General features: G+C 62.6%; 22 protein-coding genes and 1 pseudogene. 9 read left to right on the top strand and 14 right to left on the bottom strand.

Translation table 11 applies throughout. The annotated features are described in order from the left end of the window. Window positions 1-79: 79 nt before the first annotated feature. From M8997_RS16075 to M8997_RS16060, 4 genes are all read right to left on the bottom strand, one after another. Window positions 80-781 (bottom strand): polysaccharide deacetylase family protein, encoded by a 702-nt coding sequence (locus M8997_RS16075; protein WP_250015248.1) that lies wholly within the window; start codon window positions 779-781, stop codon window positions 80-82. Next, window positions 778-1,389 (bottom strand): glycosyltransferase family 25 protein, encoded by a 612-nt coding sequence (locus M8997_RS16070; protein ID WP_250015464.1) that lies wholly within the window; start codon window positions 1,387-1,389, stop codon window positions 778-780. The genes M8997_RS16075 and M8997_RS16070 overlap by 4 nt, the downstream gene beginning before the upstream one ends. Before the next feature lie 253 nt (window positions 1,390-1,642). Further along, complete coding sequence (locus M8997_RS16065; protein WP_250015247.1) at window positions 1,643-2,722, bottom strand: AbrB family transcriptional regulator; 1,080 nt, start codon at window positions 2,720-2,722, stop codon at window positions 1,643-1,645. 134 nt (window positions 2,723-2,856) lie between these two features. Continuing rightward, window positions 2,857-3,003 carry a hypothetical protein gene (locus M8997_RS16060; RefSeq protein ID WP_250015246.1) on the bottom strand — a complete coding sequence of 49 codons (147 nt, stop codon included), beginning with the start codon at window positions 3,001-3,003 and terminating at the stop codon, window positions 2,857-2,859. A gap of 96 nt (window positions 3,004-3,099) precedes the next feature. Between M8997_RS16060 and M8997_RS16055 the strand changes: the two genes are divergently transcribed. Genes M8997_RS16055 through M8997_RS16040 form a run of 4 tightly spaced genes read left to right on the top strand, consistent with a single transcriptional unit; the run spans window position 3,100 to window position 7,173 of the window. Next, a complete protein-coding gene (locus M8997_RS16055) occupies window positions 3,100-3,969 on the top strand; it encodes a LysR family transcriptional regulator (RefSeq protein WP_250015245.1) in 870 nt (289 codons plus the stop codon). 54 nt (window positions 3,970-4,023) lie between these two features. Beyond that, window positions 4,024-4,701 (top strand): response regulator transcription factor, encoded by a 678-nt coding sequence (locus M8997_RS16050; protein ID WP_250015244.1) that lies wholly within the window; start codon window positions 4,024-4,026, stop codon window positions 4,699-4,701. Continuing rightward, window positions 4,691-6,076, top strand: coding sequence for a sensor histidine kinase (locus tag M8997_RS16045; protein ID WP_371929591.1), 1,386 nt, complete (start codon window positions 4,691-4,693; stop codon window positions 6,074-6,076). Before M8997_RS16050 ends, M8997_RS16045 begins: the two co-directional genes overlap by 11 nt. Beyond that, window positions 6,073-7,173 carry an ABC transporter substrate-binding protein gene (locus M8997_RS16040; RefSeq protein ID WP_250015240.1) on the top strand — a complete coding sequence of 367 codons (1,101 nt, stop codon included), beginning with the start codon at window positions 6,073-6,075 and terminating at the stop codon, window positions 7,171-7,173. Before M8997_RS16045 ends, M8997_RS16040 begins: the two co-directional genes overlap by 4 nt. Before the next feature lie 4 nt (window positions 7,174-7,177). Here the strand turns inward: M8997_RS16040 and xseA are convergent, their stop codons facing one another. Further along, window positions 7,178-8,755 (bottom strand): exodeoxyribonuclease VII large subunit, encoded by a 1,578-nt coding sequence (xseA, locus tag M8997_RS16035; RefSeq protein ID WP_250015237.1) that lies wholly within the window; start codon window positions 8,753-8,755, stop codon window positions 7,178-7,180. 112 nt (window positions 8,756-8,867) lie between these two features. Between xseA and M8997_RS16030 the strand changes: the two genes are divergently transcribed. Next, the gene (locus tag M8997_RS16030) at window positions 8,868-9,458 is read left to right on the top strand and encodes a DUF2585 domain-containing protein (RefSeq protein WP_250015235.1); all 591 of its coding nucleotides are present in this window, start codon (window positions 8,868-8,870) and stop codon (window positions 9,456-9,458) included. On the opposite strand, the gene M8997_RS16025 is transcribed toward M8997_RS16030, so the two are convergent. Next, window positions 9,459-10,415, bottom strand: coding sequence for a LysR substrate-binding domain-containing protein (locus M8997_RS16025; protein WP_250015233.1), 957 nt, complete (start codon window positions 10,413-10,415; stop codon window positions 9,459-9,461). A 192-nt stretch (window positions 10,416-10,607) separates the two neighbouring features. Between M8997_RS16025 and M8997_RS16020 the strand changes: the two genes are divergently transcribed. Continuing rightward, window positions 10,608-10,895, top strand: coding sequence for a DUF1127 domain-containing protein (locus M8997_RS16020; protein ID WP_250015231.1), 288 nt, complete (start codon window positions 10,608-10,610; stop codon window positions 10,893-10,895). Window positions 10,896-10,998: 103 nt separating this feature from the next. Here the strand turns inward: M8997_RS16020 and M8997_RS16015 are convergent, their stop codons facing one another. From M8997_RS16015 to M8997_RS15990, 6 genes are all read right to left on the bottom strand, one after another. Then, entirely contained in the window at window positions 10,999-12,015 is a 1,017-nt protein-coding gene (locus M8997_RS16015; RefSeq protein ID WP_250015229.1) for a DUF937 domain-containing protein, read from the bottom strand. 53 nt (window positions 12,016-12,068) lie between these two features. After that, complete coding sequence (locus M8997_RS16010) at window positions 12,069-13,007, bottom strand: phosphoribosylaminoimidazolesuccinocarboxamide synthase (RefSeq protein WP_250015226.1); 939 nt, start codon at window positions 13,005-13,007, stop codon at window positions 12,069-12,071. 69 nt (window positions 13,008-13,076) lie between these two features. Then, window positions 13,077-13,823, bottom strand: coding sequence for an SDR family oxidoreductase (locus M8997_RS16005; protein ID WP_250015224.1), 747 nt, complete (start codon window positions 13,821-13,823; stop codon window positions 13,077-13,079). A gap of 70 nt (window positions 13,824-13,893) precedes the next feature. Continuing rightward, window positions 13,894-15,267 (bottom strand): glutamate--cysteine ligase, encoded by a 1,374-nt coding sequence (locus M8997_RS16000; protein ID WP_250015222.1) that lies wholly within the window; start codon window positions 15,265-15,267, stop codon window positions 13,894-13,896. A gap of 103 nt (window positions 15,268-15,370) precedes the next feature. Continuing rightward, the gene (locus tag M8997_RS15995; protein ID WP_250015219.1) at window positions 15,371-16,105 is read right to left on the bottom strand and encodes a 16S rRNA (uracil(1498)-N(3))-methyltransferase; all 735 of its coding nucleotides are present in this window, start codon (window positions 16,103-16,105) and stop codon (window positions 15,371-15,373) included. Window positions 16,106-16,123: 18 nt separating this feature from the next. Next, window positions 16,124-16,561 (bottom strand): Lrp/AsnC family transcriptional regulator, encoded by a 438-nt coding sequence (locus M8997_RS15990; protein ID WP_250015217.1) that lies wholly within the window; start codon window positions 16,559-16,561, stop codon window positions 16,124-16,126. Window positions 16,562-16,700: 139 nt separating this feature from the next. Here M8997_RS15990 and M8997_RS15985 point away from each other — a divergent pair, with 139 nt between their 5' ends. Beyond that, complete coding sequence (locus M8997_RS15985) at window positions 16,701-17,591, top strand: DMT family transporter (RefSeq protein WP_250015215.1); 891 nt, start codon at window positions 16,701-16,703, stop codon at window positions 17,589-17,591. On the opposite strand, the pseudogene M8997_RS15980 reads toward M8997_RS15985, so the two are convergent. Continuing rightward, a pseudogene (locus M8997_RS15980) lies at window positions 17,581-18,193 on the bottom strand (hypothetical protein). The gene M8997_RS15985 and the pseudogene M8997_RS15980 overlap by 11 nt on opposite strands. Before the next feature lie 58 nt (window positions 18,194-18,251). Between M8997_RS15980 and M8997_RS15975 the strand changes: the two are divergent. Both M8997_RS15975 and M8997_RS15970 read left to right on the top strand, forming a co-directional pair. Beyond that, the gene (locus M8997_RS15975) at window positions 18,252-18,950 is read left to right on the top strand and encodes a type 1 glutamine amidotransferase (protein ID WP_250015212.1); all 699 of its coding nucleotides are present in this window, start codon (window positions 18,252-18,254) and stop codon (window positions 18,948-18,950) included. Window positions 18,951-19,124: 174 nt separating this feature from the next. Continuing rightward, entirely contained in the window at window positions 19,125-19,265 is a 141-nt protein-coding gene (locus M8997_RS15970) for a hypothetical protein (RefSeq protein ID WP_250015210.1), read from the top strand. 11 nt (window positions 19,266-19,276) lie between these two features. On the opposite strand, the gene M8997_RS15965 is transcribed toward M8997_RS15970, so the two are convergent. Continuing rightward, entirely contained in the window at window positions 19,277-20,011 is a 735-nt protein-coding gene (locus tag M8997_RS15965) for a metallophosphoesterase (RefSeq protein WP_250015208.1), read from the bottom strand. Window positions 20,012-20,014: the final 3 nt, after the last annotated feature.

Genomic DNA, 20,014 nt, shown 5'->3' with positions numbered 1-20,014 from the left:
CATCACCTCCCGTCCGATAGCACATGCGTTCGCCTTGCCGGTGCAGGCAAGCATTGTCGCCCTATCGCGGGGGTAGTTCCTATCGGACCAAACATTTCAGCAGGAAGTGCAGCAGCGTGTCGCCTCGGCGTATCGTCCAGCGTGGCAGCTCGGTCATATCGTCCTGCGCCTGGGCGCGACGTTTGTCGGTGCCCGTGGCGACGGCGTAGCCCGCATCCTTGACCATGCTGCGGACGGAAGGGCTGCAGTCGCCATAGGGATAGGAAAATGATGTCACGGGCTGGCGGGTGATCTGTTCGAGCCGGAACTTGCTTGAAAGGATCTGCCGCCGCGCTTCTTCCGCGCCAATCGCGGTGAGGTGCCGGTGGTCCAGGCTGTGCGAGCCGACTTCATTTCCTGCCGCCAGCCAGTCTTCGATCTGGCGCTCGTCCATGCAGGCGGCATGGGCGATGCCAAGTGGCCGATCCCATTCATTGGAACCGCCGATCTGGTTCGCGACGAAGAAATTGGTGGCTGTAAAGCCGAATTCCTGCAGGACCGGCAGCGCATTGGCGTGTACATTGCAAAACCCGTCATCGAAGGTTATCGCCGCCACCTTTCCGGTTTTCTCGCCGCGGATGAAGGGCATTGCCTCCCTCAGGGAAAGACCCTGGAACCCCAGCCGTCTCAGCAGCCACATCTGGCGACGGAAGCTGGCCGGGCTGACATACATGCTGCGAAATGGAGCACCTTTCGCCGGCGGAGTGGCGATCTGGTGATAGAGCAGGATCGGCACCTTCATTGTCCATCCCAGGTTTCTTGCGAATAGCGCATCACTTGCCGCCGGTAAAATGGCGTCATCAACTGGCGGCGGAGCGTCTCGGCCAGGGGCCTGCGGTGTCGATTGCCGCTCATGTCGGAAGGTGTTGCAGCTTGCGCCACGCCTCCCGGTATTACCGCCGAAGGGAACAGGACTGTCACCCAGGTCATCTGCAGCATGGCATCGACAGGCCGGTCGAACTGCTGCGTTACCGCAAGCAGCCGTGCGGCTGCCTGTCGGCCGACGAGCTGCGCCGCCATGCCAAGGCCAACGGGCACTGGCTTGATGATGCGAACGCCGTCCGCTTCGTGGATCGTGCTGCCTCTCTCCTTGTCGTCGCGGAGCGGAAAACGGATGAAATCATCGGGCTTCAGGTGTTCGAGAGCGGCCGCGAATGCAGCGGGGAACTGCGCCGTGAGGGCAATTTCGCTCTCGATGATGAGACCGGCATCCAGCCTCTGTTCGAGAATCGTCTGCCAGGCACGCCGGTGCGACATGAAACAGGCAACCTCGCAGCGCGAGAGCTCGAACGGATAGCGCGGCATGTGGAGATCACGGTGATAGTGAGAGCTGGCAAGCTTGCAGCACAGGTCGGCGCCGTCGAAGCCATCGACGATCTGCGCTGGAACCGGCAGTTCACGCATAAGCGTCCGGACGTATGAACTTTCGGCTTTTCCGGAATGCACGATCAATGCGCGCAGATTGGGTTTTGATGTCATGCTGAAACAGGTTGGGCGACACGCCGATAAGATACGGATGAAATCAGGGCATATAAATCGATTAAATAGGCTTCAAACCATAGTGAACCCGCCATTGAAATGCAAGCACTTGCAGCGGTGCCGTTCAGTCCGGGCGCTGAATATTGCTGAGGCCGGTATGCTTGGCAATGAAACGGGCGATGGCCGGTCCGGTAATGAGGACGATGAGAAAACGCGCCGTCTGCATGGCCATGACGAATGGCAGATCAACATTGCTTGATGCCGCGATGATGGCGATGGAATCGGCTCCTCCGGGGCTCGTCGCGAGATAGGCCGTCAGCGGATCGACATCGGCGACAAAGACGAGTATCGCGGCTATGCCGCCGCAGAGGGAGATCAGGATCATGATCGAGGCGACGACCCGGGGCAGGGCGCGTGCTGCGTGCACGAGGATCTGCCGCGTGAACCGCGAGCCGATATTCCAGCCGATCAGGGCGTAGCTCAAGGCAAGCAGCCATGGCGGCAGGACGATGGTCATCAGCCCGGCATTGTGGAGGACGATGCCGGCAATCATCGGCACCAGCATGGGGCCGGCAGGGACCCGCAGGCGCACCGAAAGCCATGAGCCGAGGCCGATCAATAGCAGCGTCTGCGCAAGGCCGAGCCAGTCGAGCGGTGGAAACCATTGAAACTCGGCGGTGTGCAAGGGGCCGCTCGCCCATATGCGCGAAACGAGCGAGGCGACGACGGCGACGAAGACGACGCGCAGATACTGCATGAAGGCGACGAGACGGATATCGGCGCCATAGGCCTCGGCCATCAGGGTCATGGCAGCGGCGGCGCCGGGCGAGGAACCCCATACGGCGGTGGTGCCCGGCAGGACCTGCCAGCGTGCCAGGAACCAGCCAAGCGTGTTGCTCACGACGATGACCGAGGCGATGACGGCGAGAAAAATCGGCCAGTCCCGCGCCATTTCCGTCAATGTCGATGGCGCTATGGAACCGGCGATGAGGCAGCCGATGGCACCCTGCGCCAGAACGAAGGGGCGGACAGGGACGCGCACTGTTCCCTCCGCCGAGGCCACGACAATCGCCGCAGCCATCGGCCCGAGCAGCAAGGCGGCGGGAATATGAAGCGCCTGCAAGCCAAGAAAAAACAGGAATGAAAGGGCGACAAGGATCAGCCATTGCAGCGCGGGTGCGCGGCCGGCCAGATTTATTGTCATGGCTGATTGCTCTCTTGTGACATCTGGCGGCAGAATAAGCCTATCGTCAGCCGCGTCTAGAGCCGGAACCCATCAAATAATACATAGTACAACGCAAATTCTGTCGCCCGTATCGACCGCAGCGGCGAAATCAATCATCGGCGTCGTCCAAACGGCCAGAATGCACCGAGCCGCGCGCGCCATGGGGTGAAGCTCTCGTAGAATACATCTTCCGAGATGCGGCTTCGGCCATTCAGCCTGATCTGCTGTTGCGCCACGATCCAGAACAAATAAATGTCCATTTCTTCTCCAGACGAAAAACACATTGCTTTGATCTGGAAAAATGGTCAGGTTTTATGCTGTTTTCTACAAACATGGACGCAACGGGCTTTTCAGAATTGAAAAACGATAACTGGGACGATCTGCGGCTGTTTCTTCATGTCGCCAGGGAAGGCGGGCTGACCGGCGCGGCGGAAAAGGCGGGGGCCAGCCCGGCGACGATAAGCCGGCGCCTGCTTGCTCTCGAGCGCCGGCTGCGGCGCAGCCTCTTCATACGCCAGCAGACGGGCTATTCCCTGACCAAGGACGGCCACGCCCTGCTGGCGCATGTCACCGCGATGGGCGAGGCGTCGCAATCGATCCAGGCCTGGAACGCCGGTGCCAACGAACTGCCGACGGTGCGCATATCCGCAGGCAGCTGGATGTCGCATTTCCTCGCGGTGAACCTTTCGCATATCTGGTCGCCCGACGATCCGTTCAGGCTCTGCTTCAAGACGGCGGAGCTCCGTCTCGACATCGCGCACCGGGAGGCGGAGATCGGCATTCGCAACCGCTATCCGGAAGGCGATACTCTGGCGGCACGGCCGATAGGCGATGTGGCCTATGCGCCGTTCTGCGCCAATCATTTCAACATCGTGCGCGATTGCAACTGGGTGGGGATCGGCGCCGACGATGCCGTGACGCCGTCGGCCCGCTGGCTGCTGCAACAGACCGATTTCTGGATCACCATATGGGCGAATACCCCGCGCATGCTGCATGATCTGCTGCGCAGCGGTGCCGGGCGCGGCGTGCTGCCCTGCTTTGTCGGTGACAGCGATCCCGCCCTGCTGCGCGCCGGCGAGGCCATCGGCGATCTGCACCATCGCCAATGGCTGGTGATGCACAATGAGGATCGTCATCGGCCTGAGGTCCGCACTGTCATCGATCGCATAGCCCATCTGGTCGAGGGGCAGCAGCCCTTGTTTCTCGGGCAAAGACCGCGCAGCTAGGGCCGGCGCCACATAGCGTTTGCGGGTGTCGGGGATTCATGCCAATGAAGCCGGATGCGGATATTGCTGGTTGAAGATACGCATGATGTGGGGGAGGCGATCGCCAAACGTTTCGAAGCGATGGGACATGCCGTCGACTGGGAGACGAACGGGCGCAGCGCCGCCGAGATCATAGATTTTACCGACTACGCGCTCATCATCCTCGATGTGATGCTGCCGGGCATGGACGGGTTCGAGATTCTCAAGCAGATCCGCAAGGCCGGAAAATCGGTTCCGGTGCTGATCCTGACCGCAAGGTCGGAGATCGACGATCGCGTCAGCGCGCTCGACCATGGCGCGGATGATTACCTCGTAAAGCCCTTCGACTTTCGCGAACTGGAGGCACGGGCCCGGGTGCTGATGCGGCGCCATACCGGCGGCGAGGCCACGAACCTGATCAGATGTGGCGATATCGCTCTCGACCGCGCGGCCCGATCCGTCCATGTCGGCAAGCGCGAGGTGCAGCTGAAGCGCCGCGAATTGACCTTGCTCGAAGTGCTCGTGGCGCGGCCGGGCCGGGTTTTCAGCAAGGACGAGCTTCTCGACCAGATATTCGGCTTCGACGAAGCCGCCAATGCCAATGCCATCGAGCTTTATATCGGCCGGCTGCGCAAGAAGCTGGAAGGCGCCCGGGCGCGTATCGTCACCGTCCGCGGCCTTGGCTATCAGCTGGTGTCCGATGATGGGGCATGAACCATCGCTTTTCTCCCGCCTGGCGCGGCGCATATCGCTGGTTCTCGGCATAGGCGTCGCCCTGCTCGTCACCGCTGCCTGGTATTATGCCGAGACTGCGGCGAACAAGGCCTATGACAGGTTGCTGGTGGGCGCTGCCCTGCAGATGGCCGAGAGCCTCGCCGTCGAGGACGGCAAGCTTGCGGTGCGGCTTCCGGCATCGGCGTTCGAACTGCTGGGCCTGGCGGAGCGGGACCGGATCTACTACCGCGTCATAGATACCCATGGGCGGACATTGACCGGCTATGACGACCTCGAAATGCAGATGCCGCCGCGCGAGCCCGCGGATGTGCCGAATGTCCAGGCCGGCGTCTACAGGGGCGAGCCGGTGCGCATTGCGCGCGCCGTTCGCCCATTGGCCGATCCCGCCGTGAACGGCCGCGCCTATGTCATCGTGGCGCAGACCAACGAGGCCCGATCGAGCCTCGCCTGGGAACTCACCTTGCGCGCGACAGGCCTTGTTCTCGTCATGAGCCTCCTGGCCTTTGGCGGCGCCATGCTCGCCATCCGCTATGCGCTGCAACCGGTCGAGCGTCTCGGAAAGGCGGTACGCAAGCGCGATCCGCATGACCTGACGCCGGTTTCGGTGCAGGTGCCGCGCGAACTCGATCCGTTCGTCGGTTCGATCAACCATTTCATGGGCCGGCTGAGCGAGCGGGTCGACCTGCTGCAGCGCTTCATTGCCGATGCGGCCCATCAGATCAGGACCCCGCTTACGGCGCTGGCGGCGCAGCTCGATATTGTCGGCTCGTCCAGGCTGCCGGAGAAGGACCGCCAGCATTTCGAGCGCGCCCGCGAGCGGGTCGATGAACTGTCGCGGCTGACGAGCCAGCTGCTCAGCCACGCCATGGTGATCCACCGGGCGGATTCCGTGCAGTTGGAGCCGGTCAGTCTCGTCGATGTCGCAAGGAGAGCCTATCGGGCGGCGATCCCGATCACCGTCGATCCGGACATCGTCATTTCTTTCGAGGCGCCGGACGATCGCCCGTTCGTTCTCGGCGATGCGGTGAGCCTCAGGGAGGCGGTGGTCAATGTCATCGACAACGCGCTTCGCCATGGCGTCGACCAGCGCCTGGAGGTGCGGGTCACGACAGCGAACGGCGAAGCCCATGTCGAGGTCGAGGATGATGGCCCGGGCATTCCGCCTGAACAATGGGAACAGGCGACGCAGCGCTTCGCCACGTCGAAATCCGACAAGGGCAGCACCGGCCTCGGCTTTGCCATCGCCCAGGAAGTGGCGAAGGCCCATGGCGGCAGCCTTCGGTTCCGTACAGGCGACGCCGGCGGTTTCACGGTCGTGCTGGGACTGCCATTGCTGGAGGGAGCGCGCCCATGATGAACCGCATCCTGCCGGTCGTCCTGGCCGTGGCACTTTCGGCAACGGCAGCGTTGGCGGACAGCGGAAGCACGACCTTCTTCAAGGCGCTTGGCCCGGAGGAGGGCAGGCTGACCATTCACTCCTCGACCGATCTTGCGGCGATGAAATCCCTTATCGCCGATTTCCAGACGATCTGGCCGGACACGTCGATAGAATACAAGGAATATCTGACGAACGAACTGAACGCGCTTGCCGCCGAGGCCTGCCGCAAGCAGGAACCGCTTGGCGATCTTCTGCTGTCATCCTCGGTCGATCAATTGGTGAAGCTTGCCAATGACGGTTGCGCGCGGCCGCACAACTCGCCCGAAACGGCCCGTGTCGCCGAATGGGCCAACTGGCGCGACGAGGTGTTCGGCTTCACCTACGAACCTGCGGTGTTCGTCTACAATGCGGAGCGCGTTCCGCCTCGCGACGTGCCGCGCACGCATCTCGAACTCGCCGATCTGCTGCGCGAACAGCTCGACACCTATCGCGGCAAGGTCGGCACCTACGACATTCGCCTCTCCGGCATTGGTTACCTGCTGGCCTTCAATGATGCGCGCCAGACCAGCGCCGTATTCGGGCGGCTGCTGGAGAGCATGGCCCGCGCCGCCACGGTGGCCCGCTGCTGCACCGGGGAAATATTGGAGGAAGTCGCCAAGGGAAACCTCTATATCGGCTATAATATGCTCGGTTCCTACGCCTATGATGCGGCGCTGCGCCATCCGCAATTGCGGGTGGTGGTGCCGCGTGACTACACGCTCGTGCTCAGCCGGGGTGCTCTCATCCCGAAGAATGCCGTGGCTGCGGAGCTTGGCGCCCGCTTCCTCGATTATCTCCTGTCGGATCGCGGTCAGGAACTGGCGCGCTCCAACGGTTTCTATTTCTCTGAAGATGGCGCCCTGCCGGCGGAGGTGGACGGGCCGCAGAACCTCAAGGCCTCCGGCGTGGCGCAGCCGATCCGCATCGGTCCGGCCCTGCTTGCGGTCCAGGACAGGGCGCAGCGGCAGGGATTTATCGACGACTGGTCGAAATCGCTCATCGAGCTCAACAGCCCCGGCTGGACCAGGGAATAAGGGTTCAGAACAACGAGCCCTGCGAGCCGACGGGGACCGGAGCTTTCTTGGCCGGGGGCGTCGGCTTCGGCCGTGGTTTTTCAGTCTGGCCGCCCGTTGCCGTTGCCCCGACGTCGCCATCCTGGAATTTCAGCAGCAGCTCGTCGCCGATGGCGATCGAAGCGGCGCGCTTGACCGGCACGCCTTCGGCATCGAGCACGAGAGCAAAACCCCGCTCCAGGACACTCTCATGCGACAATGTCTTCATCAGGCGCTGCAATTCGCCGCTGCGCTGTTTGAAGCGCTCGAGGACCTGATCGATGGCGTTGGTCTGGCGCCGTTCGAGTTGTTGCCAATGGTGCCGTCCGCGCATGGCGGTGCGGGCGATCGGCTCCACCGTCAGGCGCCCCGCACGCCGCAGATATGATGCGCGGCGATCCCTGAGGAAGACGTCGAGACAGCGGGGCAGGCGGTTTCCCACTGCAGCAAGTTCCTGTCGTCTCTCACGGAAGCTGCGATGCAGCAGCCTTGGCGAAAGCAGGCGGGCGCAGCCATCGAATTCGCCGCGCTTCTTCTGCGTATTGGCGAGAAGGGCACGGCTGAGCCTTGCGGCCGTCTCGTCGAAGTGGCGCCGCGGCAATGCCAGCAACTGGTCGGCCGATGGCAGCGCGCGGGCGAGGGCCCGCTGCGTATCCTTGCGCCGTGAAAGGTAGCGCGACATGCCGGAGGAAAGGCGCGCGCCGAGCCCCGCCACCGCGGCCTCGAGATCGGCCTTGACCGGAACCGCCATTTCCGCGGCTCCGGTCGGCGTCGGTGCGCGCACATCCGCCGCAAGGTCGATAAGTGTCCAATCCGTCTCATGGCCGACGGCCGAGATGACCGGGATATGCGACGCGGCCACGGCGCGGACGACGGCTTCGTCATTGAAGCCCCAAAGGTCTTCGAGGCTGCCGCCGCCGCGCGCCACGATCAGCACATCGGGCCGTGGCAGCTCCGGCGATCCGCCGAACTGGTTGAAGCCGCTGATCGCATTGGCGACTTCCATGCCGGAGGTCTCGCCCTGCACGCGCACCGGCCAGACGATGACATGGACTGGAAAGCGATCGGTGATGCGATGGATGATGTCGCGGATGACCGCTCCGGTCGGCGAGGTGACGACCCCGATCACGTGCGGCATATAGGGGATGAGCTGCTTGGCGGCTGCGTCGAAAAGCCCCTCCGCGCCGAGCCGGCGCTTGCGTTCCTCCAGAAGCGCCATCAGCGCTCCGGCCCCTGCCGGCTCCATTTGTTCGATGACGATCTGGTATTTGGACGACCCGGGATAGGTGGTGAGCTTGCCGGTGGCGATGACTTCCATGCCTTCTTCCGGCTGGAAGCGCAGGCGGCTCATCGATCCGCGCCAGATCACGGCCTCGATCCGCGCCTTGTCGTCCTTCAACGAGAAATAGGCATGGCCCGACGAATGCGGACCGCGATAGCCGGATATTTCTCCGCGCACCCGGACATGGCCGAATGCTTCCTCGACGGTCCGCTTGAGCGCGCCGGAGATTTCCGAAACGGTGAATTCGGCGACATTGGAGGTGGAGTCGGTCTTTTCGGTCATGTCCTATTCCTATCGGCAGCGGAAGGAAGGTCAAGCGGCGCATTATGGGATTGCTTTATTGCCCCCAGGCGAATAACCGCTGGTCAGCATCGCGAAAGGACAGGAGTGTTAGATGCCCGCCACTGAAACCATTGCTGCCTCACGCCTTTCCCTGCGGCATTATCTCGTCCTCGCATTGCTGATGATAGCCATCGCAGCCGCGATCCTCCTGTTCATGGGCCGCAATCCCATCTGCACCTGCGGCACCGTGAAATTCTGGGTCGGCGAGACGAATTCGGCTGACAATTCGCAGCATATCGCCGATTGGTACACGCTATCCCATATCATTCACGGTTTCATCTTCTATGGAATCCTCTGGGTCGCGGCGCGGCGCCGTCCGCTGGGCGAACGGCTTCTCGGTGCCATATTCGTCGAAGCGGCCTGGGAGATCTTCGAAAACACGGACATGGTGATCGACCGCTACCGCGAGGCCACCATCGCGCTCGGCTATGTGGGCGACAGCGTGCTGAACTCGGTCAGCGATATCCTGTTCATGGTCCTCGGCTTCTTCTTTGCCGCCCGCGCGCCAGTCTGGCTGACGGTCGTCCTCGCCATATTCTTCGAGCTGCTCGCCGGCTGGGTGATCCGCGACAATCTCACGCTCAATGTCGTCATGCTGCTTTACCCGCTCGAGGCGATCAAGGCCTGGCAAGGCAGCATGTAGCTACCAGCCGGGGACGAGTTCCGTAGAGCGGACCTGCCGCAGGCGCTGGTTCGCCGCCATCGGCACGGCGTTCTGCGCCATGCTGACGGGTGTCGGCATCGAGAGATTGTCCAGGCTCTCGACGATGTGCTGGACCAGCGCATCGACGATTGCCGAAGGCTTGGAATGGCCGCGCATGATGCCGATGCCGAATTCCGGCAGCCGGCCGAAACCGTCGGCCTCGGTCAGCACGCGCATCCCGGGGCGAAGCGCGCATTCCGGCAGGATCGAAACCGCGAGGCCCGCGAGAACGGCGGCGGCGAGAACCGTGGCGGACCAGCTCGTGAACAGGATGCGATAGTCGTGGTTCATCGAATCGAGGACGTCGATGGCGGCAGCGCGCCAGATGCAGGTCGGACGGCCGACCGCGAGCGGCAACACGTCCTCCTCATGGACATTGTGGTTCGCCGAAGTCACCCACAGGAGTTGCTCGCTGCGCACCACCTCGGAGCGGCGCTGCTCGTCGCATTGCGTGACCAAGGCAAGGTCGAGCTGGCCCTTGCGGATCATCTCGTCGAGATTGACGGTCGGTTCGCACACAACCGACAGTTCGACGCGCGGATTGGAGCGGGAAAACCGCGCCATGATCTCGGGCAGGAACCGGTCGGCATAATCGTCGGGTGTGCCGATGCGGATGTGGCCCTGGAGCTGCGTATCGTCGAATGCCGCCAGCGTTTCATTGTTGAGCTGCAATATCCTGCGCGCATAGGCGAGGAGCCGCTCGCCATCCTCGGTCAGGCGGTTCATCCGTCCGTCGCGCTCGAAAAGCGGCTTTGAAACACGCTCCTCCAGCCGCCGCATCTGCATCGAAACGGCAGACTGGGTCTTGTTCACCTTGTCGGCGGCCTTGGTGAAGCTGCCGAGATCGGCAATCGCGGTAAATGTCTGCAATTGATCTAGATCGAGCGGTGCGTTCATGGCGGGCATCCCGGTTGATGATCCATCATTAATATTGAAGGTTTAGATTAAAAACATTCGTTTGAATAATCAATCTTTCTGTATCATTTTGCGGATGTTCAGGAAGCATGGAGCCGAAAGGTCCGTGCAAGGCGGAGAAATGGTTCTCCGCAAGTTCAATTTCTTGATCGCCATTCAAAAGGAGTATGGGCGATGACGACTATCACGAAAACAACCGCAGTAACCGGCTTCACGGGCACGATCGCGAAAGCGGCGTCCGAGGCTTACCGCTTTGTCATTCGCCTGGTCGTCGCCCAACGCAACCGTCGCACGATCATGAGCCTCGGCGAATGGAACGATCAGATGCTGCATGACATTGGATTGACGCGGGCCGATCTTCATTCGGCCCTCGGGACTTCGATGTTGGAAGATCCCAGCGAAAGGCTGGGCACGCTTGCCGATATGCGAAATCGCATTCGCGCTGCCCGGTCCATCAGCTAGCCAGAGCTAGCAGGCGCCCATTCACGCCGGAATCCCCTCCCGGCGCCCCGCCTGCCTCCTGCCCGGCCCATTTTGCATCTCGCAAGATGGCCGGGCTTTTTCTTTAGCGGTTGCGGTCCATGCCGCGCAGATATTGGTCGAAGATGGATTCGACGCCCTTCTGATAGGTTTCATTGGTCTTCCGGCCGCTCTCGAACATCTGGTCGAGCATGTCCTTCAACGGATTGTCCGCCGGCGAAGGCGTTGCCGAGGGCTGCGGTGCTTCCGGTTCGGGCGAGGGCGCCGGCGCCGGCTGGCGCTGCTGCGCGCCCTTCATCATTTCCTCGAATATCTTGCCGAAAGGACTGTCCCCGAACGGGTTCTGTCCGGCACCGCCACTGCCATTGGGCCCCGTGGGCTGCGAAGGAGCGGCGGGCGGCTGTCCGCCCCGCATCATCTCCTCGAATATCCTGCCGAGCGGGTTGTCGCCCGCCGTGCCGCCCCCAGCCATGCCGCCACCGGCATTGCCCGGCGCCTGCCCGCGACTGCCGCCGAACATGCCCTCGATGAGGTCGCCCCAAGGATTTGCCGAGGGGTTGGCCGCGCCGCCGGGGCTCTGCGCCTGTCCTCCGGGCTGTGCCGCTGCTCCGCCCGCCTGCTTCATCATCTGCTCGATAAGATCGCCGATGACGTTGCCGCCGCCAAGCCCGGCAGCGGCGAACTGGCCGGTGGACTTCTTGTACAAGCCGCCCATCAGCATCGAGGCGACGACCGGCAGCATCTGTTTGAGCGTGTCCGTGGTCAGGCCCGTGACTTTGGAAGCGTGTTCGGCCACGGCTCGCGACAGGTCCTTCGAGCCGAACAGCTGGCCGAGTACCGCATTGCCGTCGGCTACGCCCGATGGGTTGAATGCGGCTTGCGGATTGTCGAAATAATTGACGTGCTGGCCGCCCGACAATGCCTGGACGAAGCTGCCCATGCCCATCGGATCGGCGGTATTGCGCCGCAGGCCTTGTGAAAAGGCCGGCATCAGCGCCTCGATCGCATCCTGCGCCTGCTGTTGCGACAGATTGAACTGCCGCGCCAGCGCTTCGATGTTCTGACCGTCCTGACCCTTCAGGAACATATCGACGAGATTCATTGCCATGCCTCCTCCAACTCAAGGAACGGAGAGTAGCACCAATGCGGGCGCCTTTAAAAGTACGAACGGAGATTGCCGCGAATGCGCTCCAGCGGATCGACCGAGGCATCGCCGGCGTCAAAACTGTTGCCGGTTATGGTCTCGTAGGCCTGGACATAGACCTTCGTCGTTGCGTCGATCACATCCTCGGGAATTTCCGGAACGTCATCCTTGTAGGGGTCGCAGCGCTCGACCACCCAGTTGCGGACGAAGTCCTTGTCGAAGCTGACCGGCCGCTGGCCTGCCCGGTAGCTGTCGGCGAACCAGTAACGGCTCGAATCCGGCGTGTGGATTTCGTCGGCGAGGACGACCTGGCCGTCCTTGTCGGTGCCGAACTCGTATTTCGTATCGGCCAGTATCAGGCCGCGCTCCGCCGCGATCGCCTGGCCGCGCTCGAAGAGCCGCAGGGCATAGTCCGAAACCATTTCCCATTGTTGCGGGGTGAGCAGGCCCTGCCGGAGTATGTCGTCGGCCGTCAACGGCTCGTCATGTGCGCCGTCGAAAGCCTTCGAAGTCGGCGTGATGATCGCACGCGGCAGTTTTTCATTGTCCTGCATGCCGTCAGGCAGGGTGAAGCCGTACATCTGCCGTTTGCCGGCCTTGTACTGCGTCAGGACGGAGGTGCTCGTCGTCCCGGCCAGATAGCCGCGCACGACGATCTCTACCGGGAGGATTTCGAGTTTCCGGCAGACCAGGACGTTCGGGTCCGGATATTCCAGCACATGGTTGGGGCAGATATCCGCGGTCTTCTCGAACTGATAGCGCGCCGTCTGCGTCAGGACGCGGCCCTTGAGCGGGATGGAAGCGAGAATCCGGTCGAACGCGCTGATCCGGTCGGTGGCGATGATGATGCGCCGGTCATCGGCGAGATCGTAATTCTCCCGCACCTTGCCCTGATAATAATTGGGAAGCTCGGGAATGAAGGCTTCCGACAGCGCTTTGTATTTTGCCATGGCTCGATGTTCCGCGTGAATGTTTTTCCCCGCATAGCACAGAAGCCGCGCGGCGCTACTCAAAATGTCTTACCGGCCACCCGTCACGTCGATGATGGCGCCGGTGACGTAGGATGACGCATCGCCGAGCAGCCAGACGATCGATTCGCCCACTTCGTCGGCGGTTCCGGCCCGGCCGAGCGGAGCCGTCACGCCGAGACGCCGGGCGCGGTCCGGCTGGCCGCCGCTCGCATGGATATCGGTTTCGATCAGCCCCGGCCGCACGGCGTTGACGCGGATGCCCTCCGGCCCGACCTCCTTGGAAAGGCCGATCGCCAGCGTATCGACAGCGCCTTTCGCCCCGGCATAGTCGACATATTCGCCCGGCGCGCCGAGCCTTGCCGCCGCCGAGGACAATAGGACGATCGAGCCGCCCTTGCCGCCGCTGGAGCGGGCGAGGCGGCGTACGGATTCGCGGGCGCACAGATAGGCGCCAAGGACATTGACGTCGAATATCCGCCGCATGCGCTCGGCGCTCATGTCCATGAGCCGTTGCGGAGGGGCGACGATGCCCGCATTGACGACGACGCCGTCGAGCGGACCGAGTTCCGCCACCGTGCGCTCGAACATGGCGACGACGTCGGCTTCGTCGGCGACGTCGCCCTTGATGGCGATCGCCTTGCCGCCGGCATCCGCAACGGCCTTGACGACTTCATCGGCCGCCTGCTTGTTGCCGATATAATTCACGCCGACCGACCATCCTCTTTGCCCCGCCAGGATCGCTGCCGATCGACCGATGCCGCGGCTGCCGCCGGTGATGAGAATGGTTCTGGTCATGCGTAGTCCTCCTTGCTCGCCCTGTTCAATCCGCCTGTCTGACGGCTTCCGCGATCATCGTGCGAAAGCCCTAATAGGCATATTCGAGGAATGCCGGCTCGACCGAGTTGCCCCAGACCGTCCGATATTGCGACAGCATCTGCTCCGCCGAAGTCGTTCCGCGCGCCACCACTTCCTCGAGCGATGCCAGATAATGCGTCTCGTCGAAGCCTTCGCTGTTGAGAATGCCGCGATTCTTCAGGCCAAGGCGGGAAATTGCGATCACGTCGCGCGAAATCTCCAGCACGGAACGATTGCCGAGACTTGCCTGCAGCCCCTTTGCCGGCACCTCGTCGCGCAGTTCCTGCACCGCCTCGTAGGACCAGTCGCGCGTCAGCGCCTCGGCTGCGTTCAATGCTTCCGCATCGTAGAGCAGGCCGACCCAGAATGCGGGCAGGGCGCAGATGCGCCGCCAGGGACCACCGTCCGCCCCGCGCATTTCGAGGAAGCGCTTGAGGCGCACCTCGGGGAAGAGCGTCGAAAGATGGTTCGCCCAATCCCCCATGTTCGGAACGCCGTCCGGGATCGAATCCTTCAGGTCGCCATTCATGAACTGGCGGAACGTCACATGGGTGCAGTCGTAATAATGGCCGCGGCGCATGACGAAATACATCGGCACGTCGAGCGCCCAGTCCACATAATCGGCAAAGCCGAAATTCTCGTTGAACACGAAGGGCAGGACGCCGGAGCGATTATTGTCCGTATCGCGCCAGATGTCGGAGCGCCATGACAGCAGCCCGTTCGGCGTGCCTTCGGTGAAGGGAGACATGGCGAACAGCGCGGTGGCGATCGATTGGAGCTTCATCGATACCTGCATCTTGCGGCGCATGTCGGTCTCGGAAGCGAAGTCGAGATTCACCTGGATCGTGCAGGTGCGATACATCATGTTCAGGCCGTCCGTGCCGACCTTCGGCATATAGTCGGTCATGATCTTGTATCGTGATTTCGGCATGCGCGGCGTATCGGCCAGCGTCCATTTCGGACTGCCGCCGAGGCCGAGGAAGCGGATGCCCAGCGGCTCGGCGATCTCGCGCACCTGCGCCAGATGGGCGTTCGTCTCGCGGCAGGTCTGGTGGATGGAGGCAAGCGGCGCGCCCGAGAGCTCGAACTGGCCGCCCGGCTCCAGGGAAATGGCGCCTTGTCCGGTGGGTTCGACGAGGCCGATTATATTGCCTTCGTCGATGATCGGCTCCCAGCCGAGCTTCGACTGCATGCCTTCGAGAATGGCGCGTATGCCGCGCTCGCCCTCATAGGGAACGGGACTGTGATCTTCGGTATAGAACGGAAACTTTTCGTGTTCGGTGCCGATGCGCCATGCGGCCTGCGGTTTGCAGCCCTGGGCGAGGTAGGCCGCCAGTGTTTCCTCATTATCGATGACGGTTTCGTCGGTCGTGTCGCGCGCCATGGACGATGTTTTCCATTCTTGAATATTCGTGGGCGTGATTGGCCATTTTTTGCGGTTGAGCGCAAGCAAATTTCGCTGATGCTTCCATCAATAGAAGTTGCTTCTACCAGTCTCCCAATGTGGCCTGGATAAGGGCGAGTGCGGCGACCGCGGCCGTATCGGCGCGCAATATGCGCTGACCCAGCGGAATTGGCGTCACGAATGGCAGCGCGCGCAGGGCCTGCCGCTCCTGCTCCGAGAAGCCACCCTCCGGCCCGATGATCACGCCGAGCGGTTGCCGCGGCAGCGCCTGCAGCAATGGCAGCGGATTGTGCGTGCCATGCCCCTCGTCGCAGAAGATCAGGCGCCGCGCCGGCGCCCAGTCATCCAGCAGCCGTTCGAGCTTCACCGGCTCATGGACGGCCGGGATGGCGAGAACGCCGCATTGCTCGGCTGCCTCGATCGCATTCGCCCTGATGCGGTCGATACCGATACGCGAGACCTGCGTGTGCTGGGTGATCACCGGTTGCAGCACGCCCGCACCCATCTCCACGGCCTTTTGCACCATGTAGTCGAGGCGTCCCTGCTTCAGCGGCGCAAAGCAATAGATCAGATCGGGCAGCGGCGGCTGCTCGCGAACCGGTTCCGCCGGCACCAGCGCCAGCTTCTTCCGGGTTTCCGGCTTCAGCACGGCCTTCCACTCGCCATCGCGCCCGTTGAAGAGAAGAACCTCATCTCCCTCCGCCATGCGCAGGACGTTCACGAGGTAGTTGACCTGCTCCGGCGTGGCGTCAATCCGCGCGTCTTTGGCGAGATCGCCCGTCACATAGAGCCGTTGCATTCGATAATTGGCACGCATGGGTCGTTCCTGGCTGGGTCAGTCGAGCGGCGGCAGGCGGCGCTTCACCGTGGTCGATTTGACGATAGACGTGTTGGTTTCAGCTTTTTCCGCCAGGCGGTCAAGGATGGAGTCCAGTTGCTGCATCGACCGGAAATGCAGTTTCCCGATGAAGCAATCATCGCCGGTGACCTTGTCGCACTCTGTTATCTCCGGCGTTTCCTGGATCAGGCGCTCGACGATATGCAGCATGCCCGGCAATGGCCTGACGCGGACGATGGCGCAGAGACTATAGCCGAGCGCCGTGGGATCGAGTTCGACCGTAAAGGCGCTGATGACCTTGCGCTCCTCCAGTCGCTTCAATCGCTCCGCGACGCTGGGCGAGGAAAGCCCCGCCTTGTTGGCCAGTTCCTTCAGCGAAATTCTCGCATCCGCCGCCAGGGCCTCGACGATGATCTTGTCAAACTGATCGAGCATGATTGTCCTGCATTTGTAAGATAAGGCGATTGTCCCATGCAGCCTAAATTTATTAGGCCATCCAACTCTATCACTTTTGTGCAGACATGGCAAAACCCCGGTTCGCCGCATAATATCAGGGCACAGAAGGAGAAATGCGATGGACAGGGATATTTTCAGGGGCGGCGCCGAGATGACGGCGGCCATGCTCATTTCGGGAACGATAGGATGGTTCGTCCTGATGTCGGGGCAGGCGGTGTCGTCCGTCGTGTTCTGGCGCTGCGCGATCGGCGCCGCGACACTGCTCCTGGTTTGCGGCTATATGGGCCTGCTGCGGCCGATACCGCCACGTCTGCTCGCCATCGCGGTTCTCGGCGGCGTCGCGATCGTATTGAACTGGGTGCTGCTCTTCGCCGCCTATTCGCGCGCCTCCATCGCTATCGCCACCACGGTCTACAATGTGCAGCCATTCATGCTGGTCGGCCTTGGCGCGATCTTCTTCAAGGAAAAGCTCACCTTCAGCAAGCTCGCCTGGCTGTCCCTGGCCTTTGCCGGCATGGTGCTCATCGTGCAGGCAAAGCCGGGCGGCAGCCAGCATGGCGCCGATTACCTGACGGGTATCGCCCTCGCGCTCGGCGCGGCCTTTCTCTATGCCATCGCGTCCATCGTCGCCAAGCATTTGCGCGGCACGCCGCCGCATCTGATCGCCCTGATCCAGGTCGTGGTCGGCGTCGTCCTGCTCGCTCCCTTTGCGCAATTCGATGCGCTGCCGGCATCGCCGCGGCAATGGGCGAGCATCGTCGCCATCGGCATCATCCATACGGGCCTCATGTATATCCTGCTCTATAGCGCCATACAGAGGCTGCCGACCCATATCACCGGTGCGCTGTCCTTCATCTACCCGATTGCGGCGATCATCGTCGATTACGTTGCCTTCGATCATGCCCTGCAGCCGAGCCAGTTGATCGGCGCCGCCATCATTCTGCTGGCCGCGGCAGGAACGAGCCTCGGCTGGAGCCTGCGGCCGACGCCCGCATCGCTCAGGACATAGGCCCGATGGAAGGAAGATATCCCGCCCGCAGCGCCAGCACCGTTGCCGGCGGGGTGAGCAGGACGGCATTGCCGGGCGCCGCCGCCGGCTGGTAGCCCTGCCACGACCAGCGGAAGATTGCCGTCCCGCACCAGGAATGCCTCGCCATCGGCGGCGATCATGGTCCCGCCCGGGAGCCGTTCGATAGGGTCGGGCAGATCATGATATCGCCTGGCGCCGCCAGCCTCCAGCCTCTGGGCGTGCAGGACCTTGTCCATGGCGGGCGCGGGAGGCGGCGCATAGTCGCCATTGCCGACGGCCCAGGCAGACTGGAAAGCCCGGGCACGCTCCCTCCGGCAGTAGAAGCACGGGCGATGGCCGGCGGCGAGCGCCGTCGCTTCGTCGAAGAAGAACAGTTCGGTCCAGCTTCGCCGCGCCATGACGTCCCGCCTGACATTCCTGAACGAGCAGACGCAGATGATCCATGCCCGCGTCGTCCACCGCCGCCGCAGCAGGGTGCGGCCGGAAGGGTCGTGTATGATGCCGCGATTGCCCATGAACTGGCCGCGATCGGGCACCGCGACGATCTCGCCGAAGGGCGTCACCCTGTTCTGCAACGGCATCTTCCTGTCCTCCGTGCCCCGTGATATCCCGAAGCGGCCTTCACCAGCGGGAATCACCATGCGCGTCCTCGTCATTCAAAACTACCGCGACACCGGTCTCGGCGCCGTGGCGCTGGCGCTGTCCGAGCGGGAAGCCGGCATCGACCATCGCCATCCCTATCTTGGCGAAGAGCTTCCCGCCGATCATGGCGCGCATGACGCGCTGATCGTCCTCGGCGGCGACCAGAACGCGCTGGCGGACGAGGATTTCCCCTATCTGCCGCAACTGGCCGAGCTGATGGCAGCGTTCGGCGATGCCGGGAAGGCCGTCCTCGGCATCTGTCTCGGCAGCCAGATACTCGCCCGTGGCTATGGAGCCACGAATATTCTCGGACGGCCACCCGAATTCGGCTGGCATCCCGTCACATTGACCGAAGAGGGATTGCGCGACCCGTTTCTTGCCGCTGCCGGCGCCAGCTTCCCGATATTCCACTGGCACAGCGACAGCTTTACGCTGCCGCCGTCCGCCATCCATCTTGCCAGCAGCGGCCAGACCGCGAACCAGGCCTTCCGGATCGGACGGGCCGCCTATGGCATCCAGTTTCATTTCGAGGCGGATGTGGCGCTTGTCGATCGATGGACGGAGGCGTTTCGCGATCAGATCGAAACGGGCCACCCGCAATGGCTGCAGGCCTATGCCATGCACCGCCAGCGCAATGGCGCAGCGGCCGATAGAGCGGGGCTGGCATTGGCGCGTGCCTGGGTCGCGCTGATCTAGGTTGCGGCAACGCGGAATAGTTGCAGCCGGGCAACAGCTGAATTGCGAATCGCTGCGGCCTGTCCGATTCGTGTGGAACGTGTCCTTGATTCACTAGTTGGTAACAGGTGTGGCCTGTAGTTGGCGGCGAGCGAACTGGCAGCCGCCAGGATAGTAAACGATGGACCCCTTCCGATGACCACCAGAAATGCAGCCCTTTTGACCGCCCTCATGCTTTCGGCAATATTGTTCATGGCTGTCGGTCTGTTCTCCGTCGATGCCGGCGGACACACGGTCTCTTCGGATGGATATGGCGTAAGCACCTCCTTTCACTGAACTTTTGCCCCTCAGCGCGCCTCCAGCAGCGTTTTCTCCGCGCAGTCGATCATGAGCGCGCTGAGACGACCGCTCGCATAGGCGCCGGTATCGAGATTGACGCGGTTCGGCCTGATTTCGACATTGGTCGCAGGCGTGTGGCCATGGACGATCACCTTGGGATAAAGCCGGGCATCGTTCAGGAATTGCGACCTGATCCAGATGAGATCCTCCGCATCCTGGCGTGAAAGCTCGACGCCCGGCCTGATCCCCGCGTGACAGAAGAAGAAGTCGCCGAACGTGATCGAACGCGCCAGGCCCCGCAGGAAGGCGAGATGGGCGGGCGGCATGGCCGCCACCAGCGCGCGATGGCCCTCCGCGACCGAGCGCGCATTGCGGAAATCGATGTCGATTCCATAGGAAAGCGCGGTTTGCCGGCCGCCATTGAGCGCGAATATGCCGGCCGGATCGCCGGTTTCGATGAAATCGATCAGCCCGACATCATGGTTCCCGGCCAGCCCGACGATGCGGTGGTTGCGCCGCTGTGCCTCGACGAGGAAATCGAGAACACCCTTGGAATCGGGCCCGCGATCCGTATAGTCGCCGAGATGCACTATGACCCAGTCGAATGGCGGCGTCTTCTCGTTCTCTGCCTGGATGAGCCGGTACATTTCCTTCAGAAGGTCGAGCCTGCCGTGAACGTCGCCGATCGCGAAGATGCGCAGCTTGTCCGGCCCGCGGGCCTGTTTGAAGTTGACTGTGGTCATGAT

This window comes from Phyllobacterium sp. 21LDTY02-6 (assembly GCF_023554255.2).
Classification (GTDB): Bacteria; Pseudomonadota; Alphaproteobacteria; order Rhizobiales; family Rhizobiaceae; genus Phyllobacterium.
The sequence above is the reverse complement of the archived record's forward strand: the minus strand, read 5'-3'. Positions and strand labels throughout refer to the sequence as shown.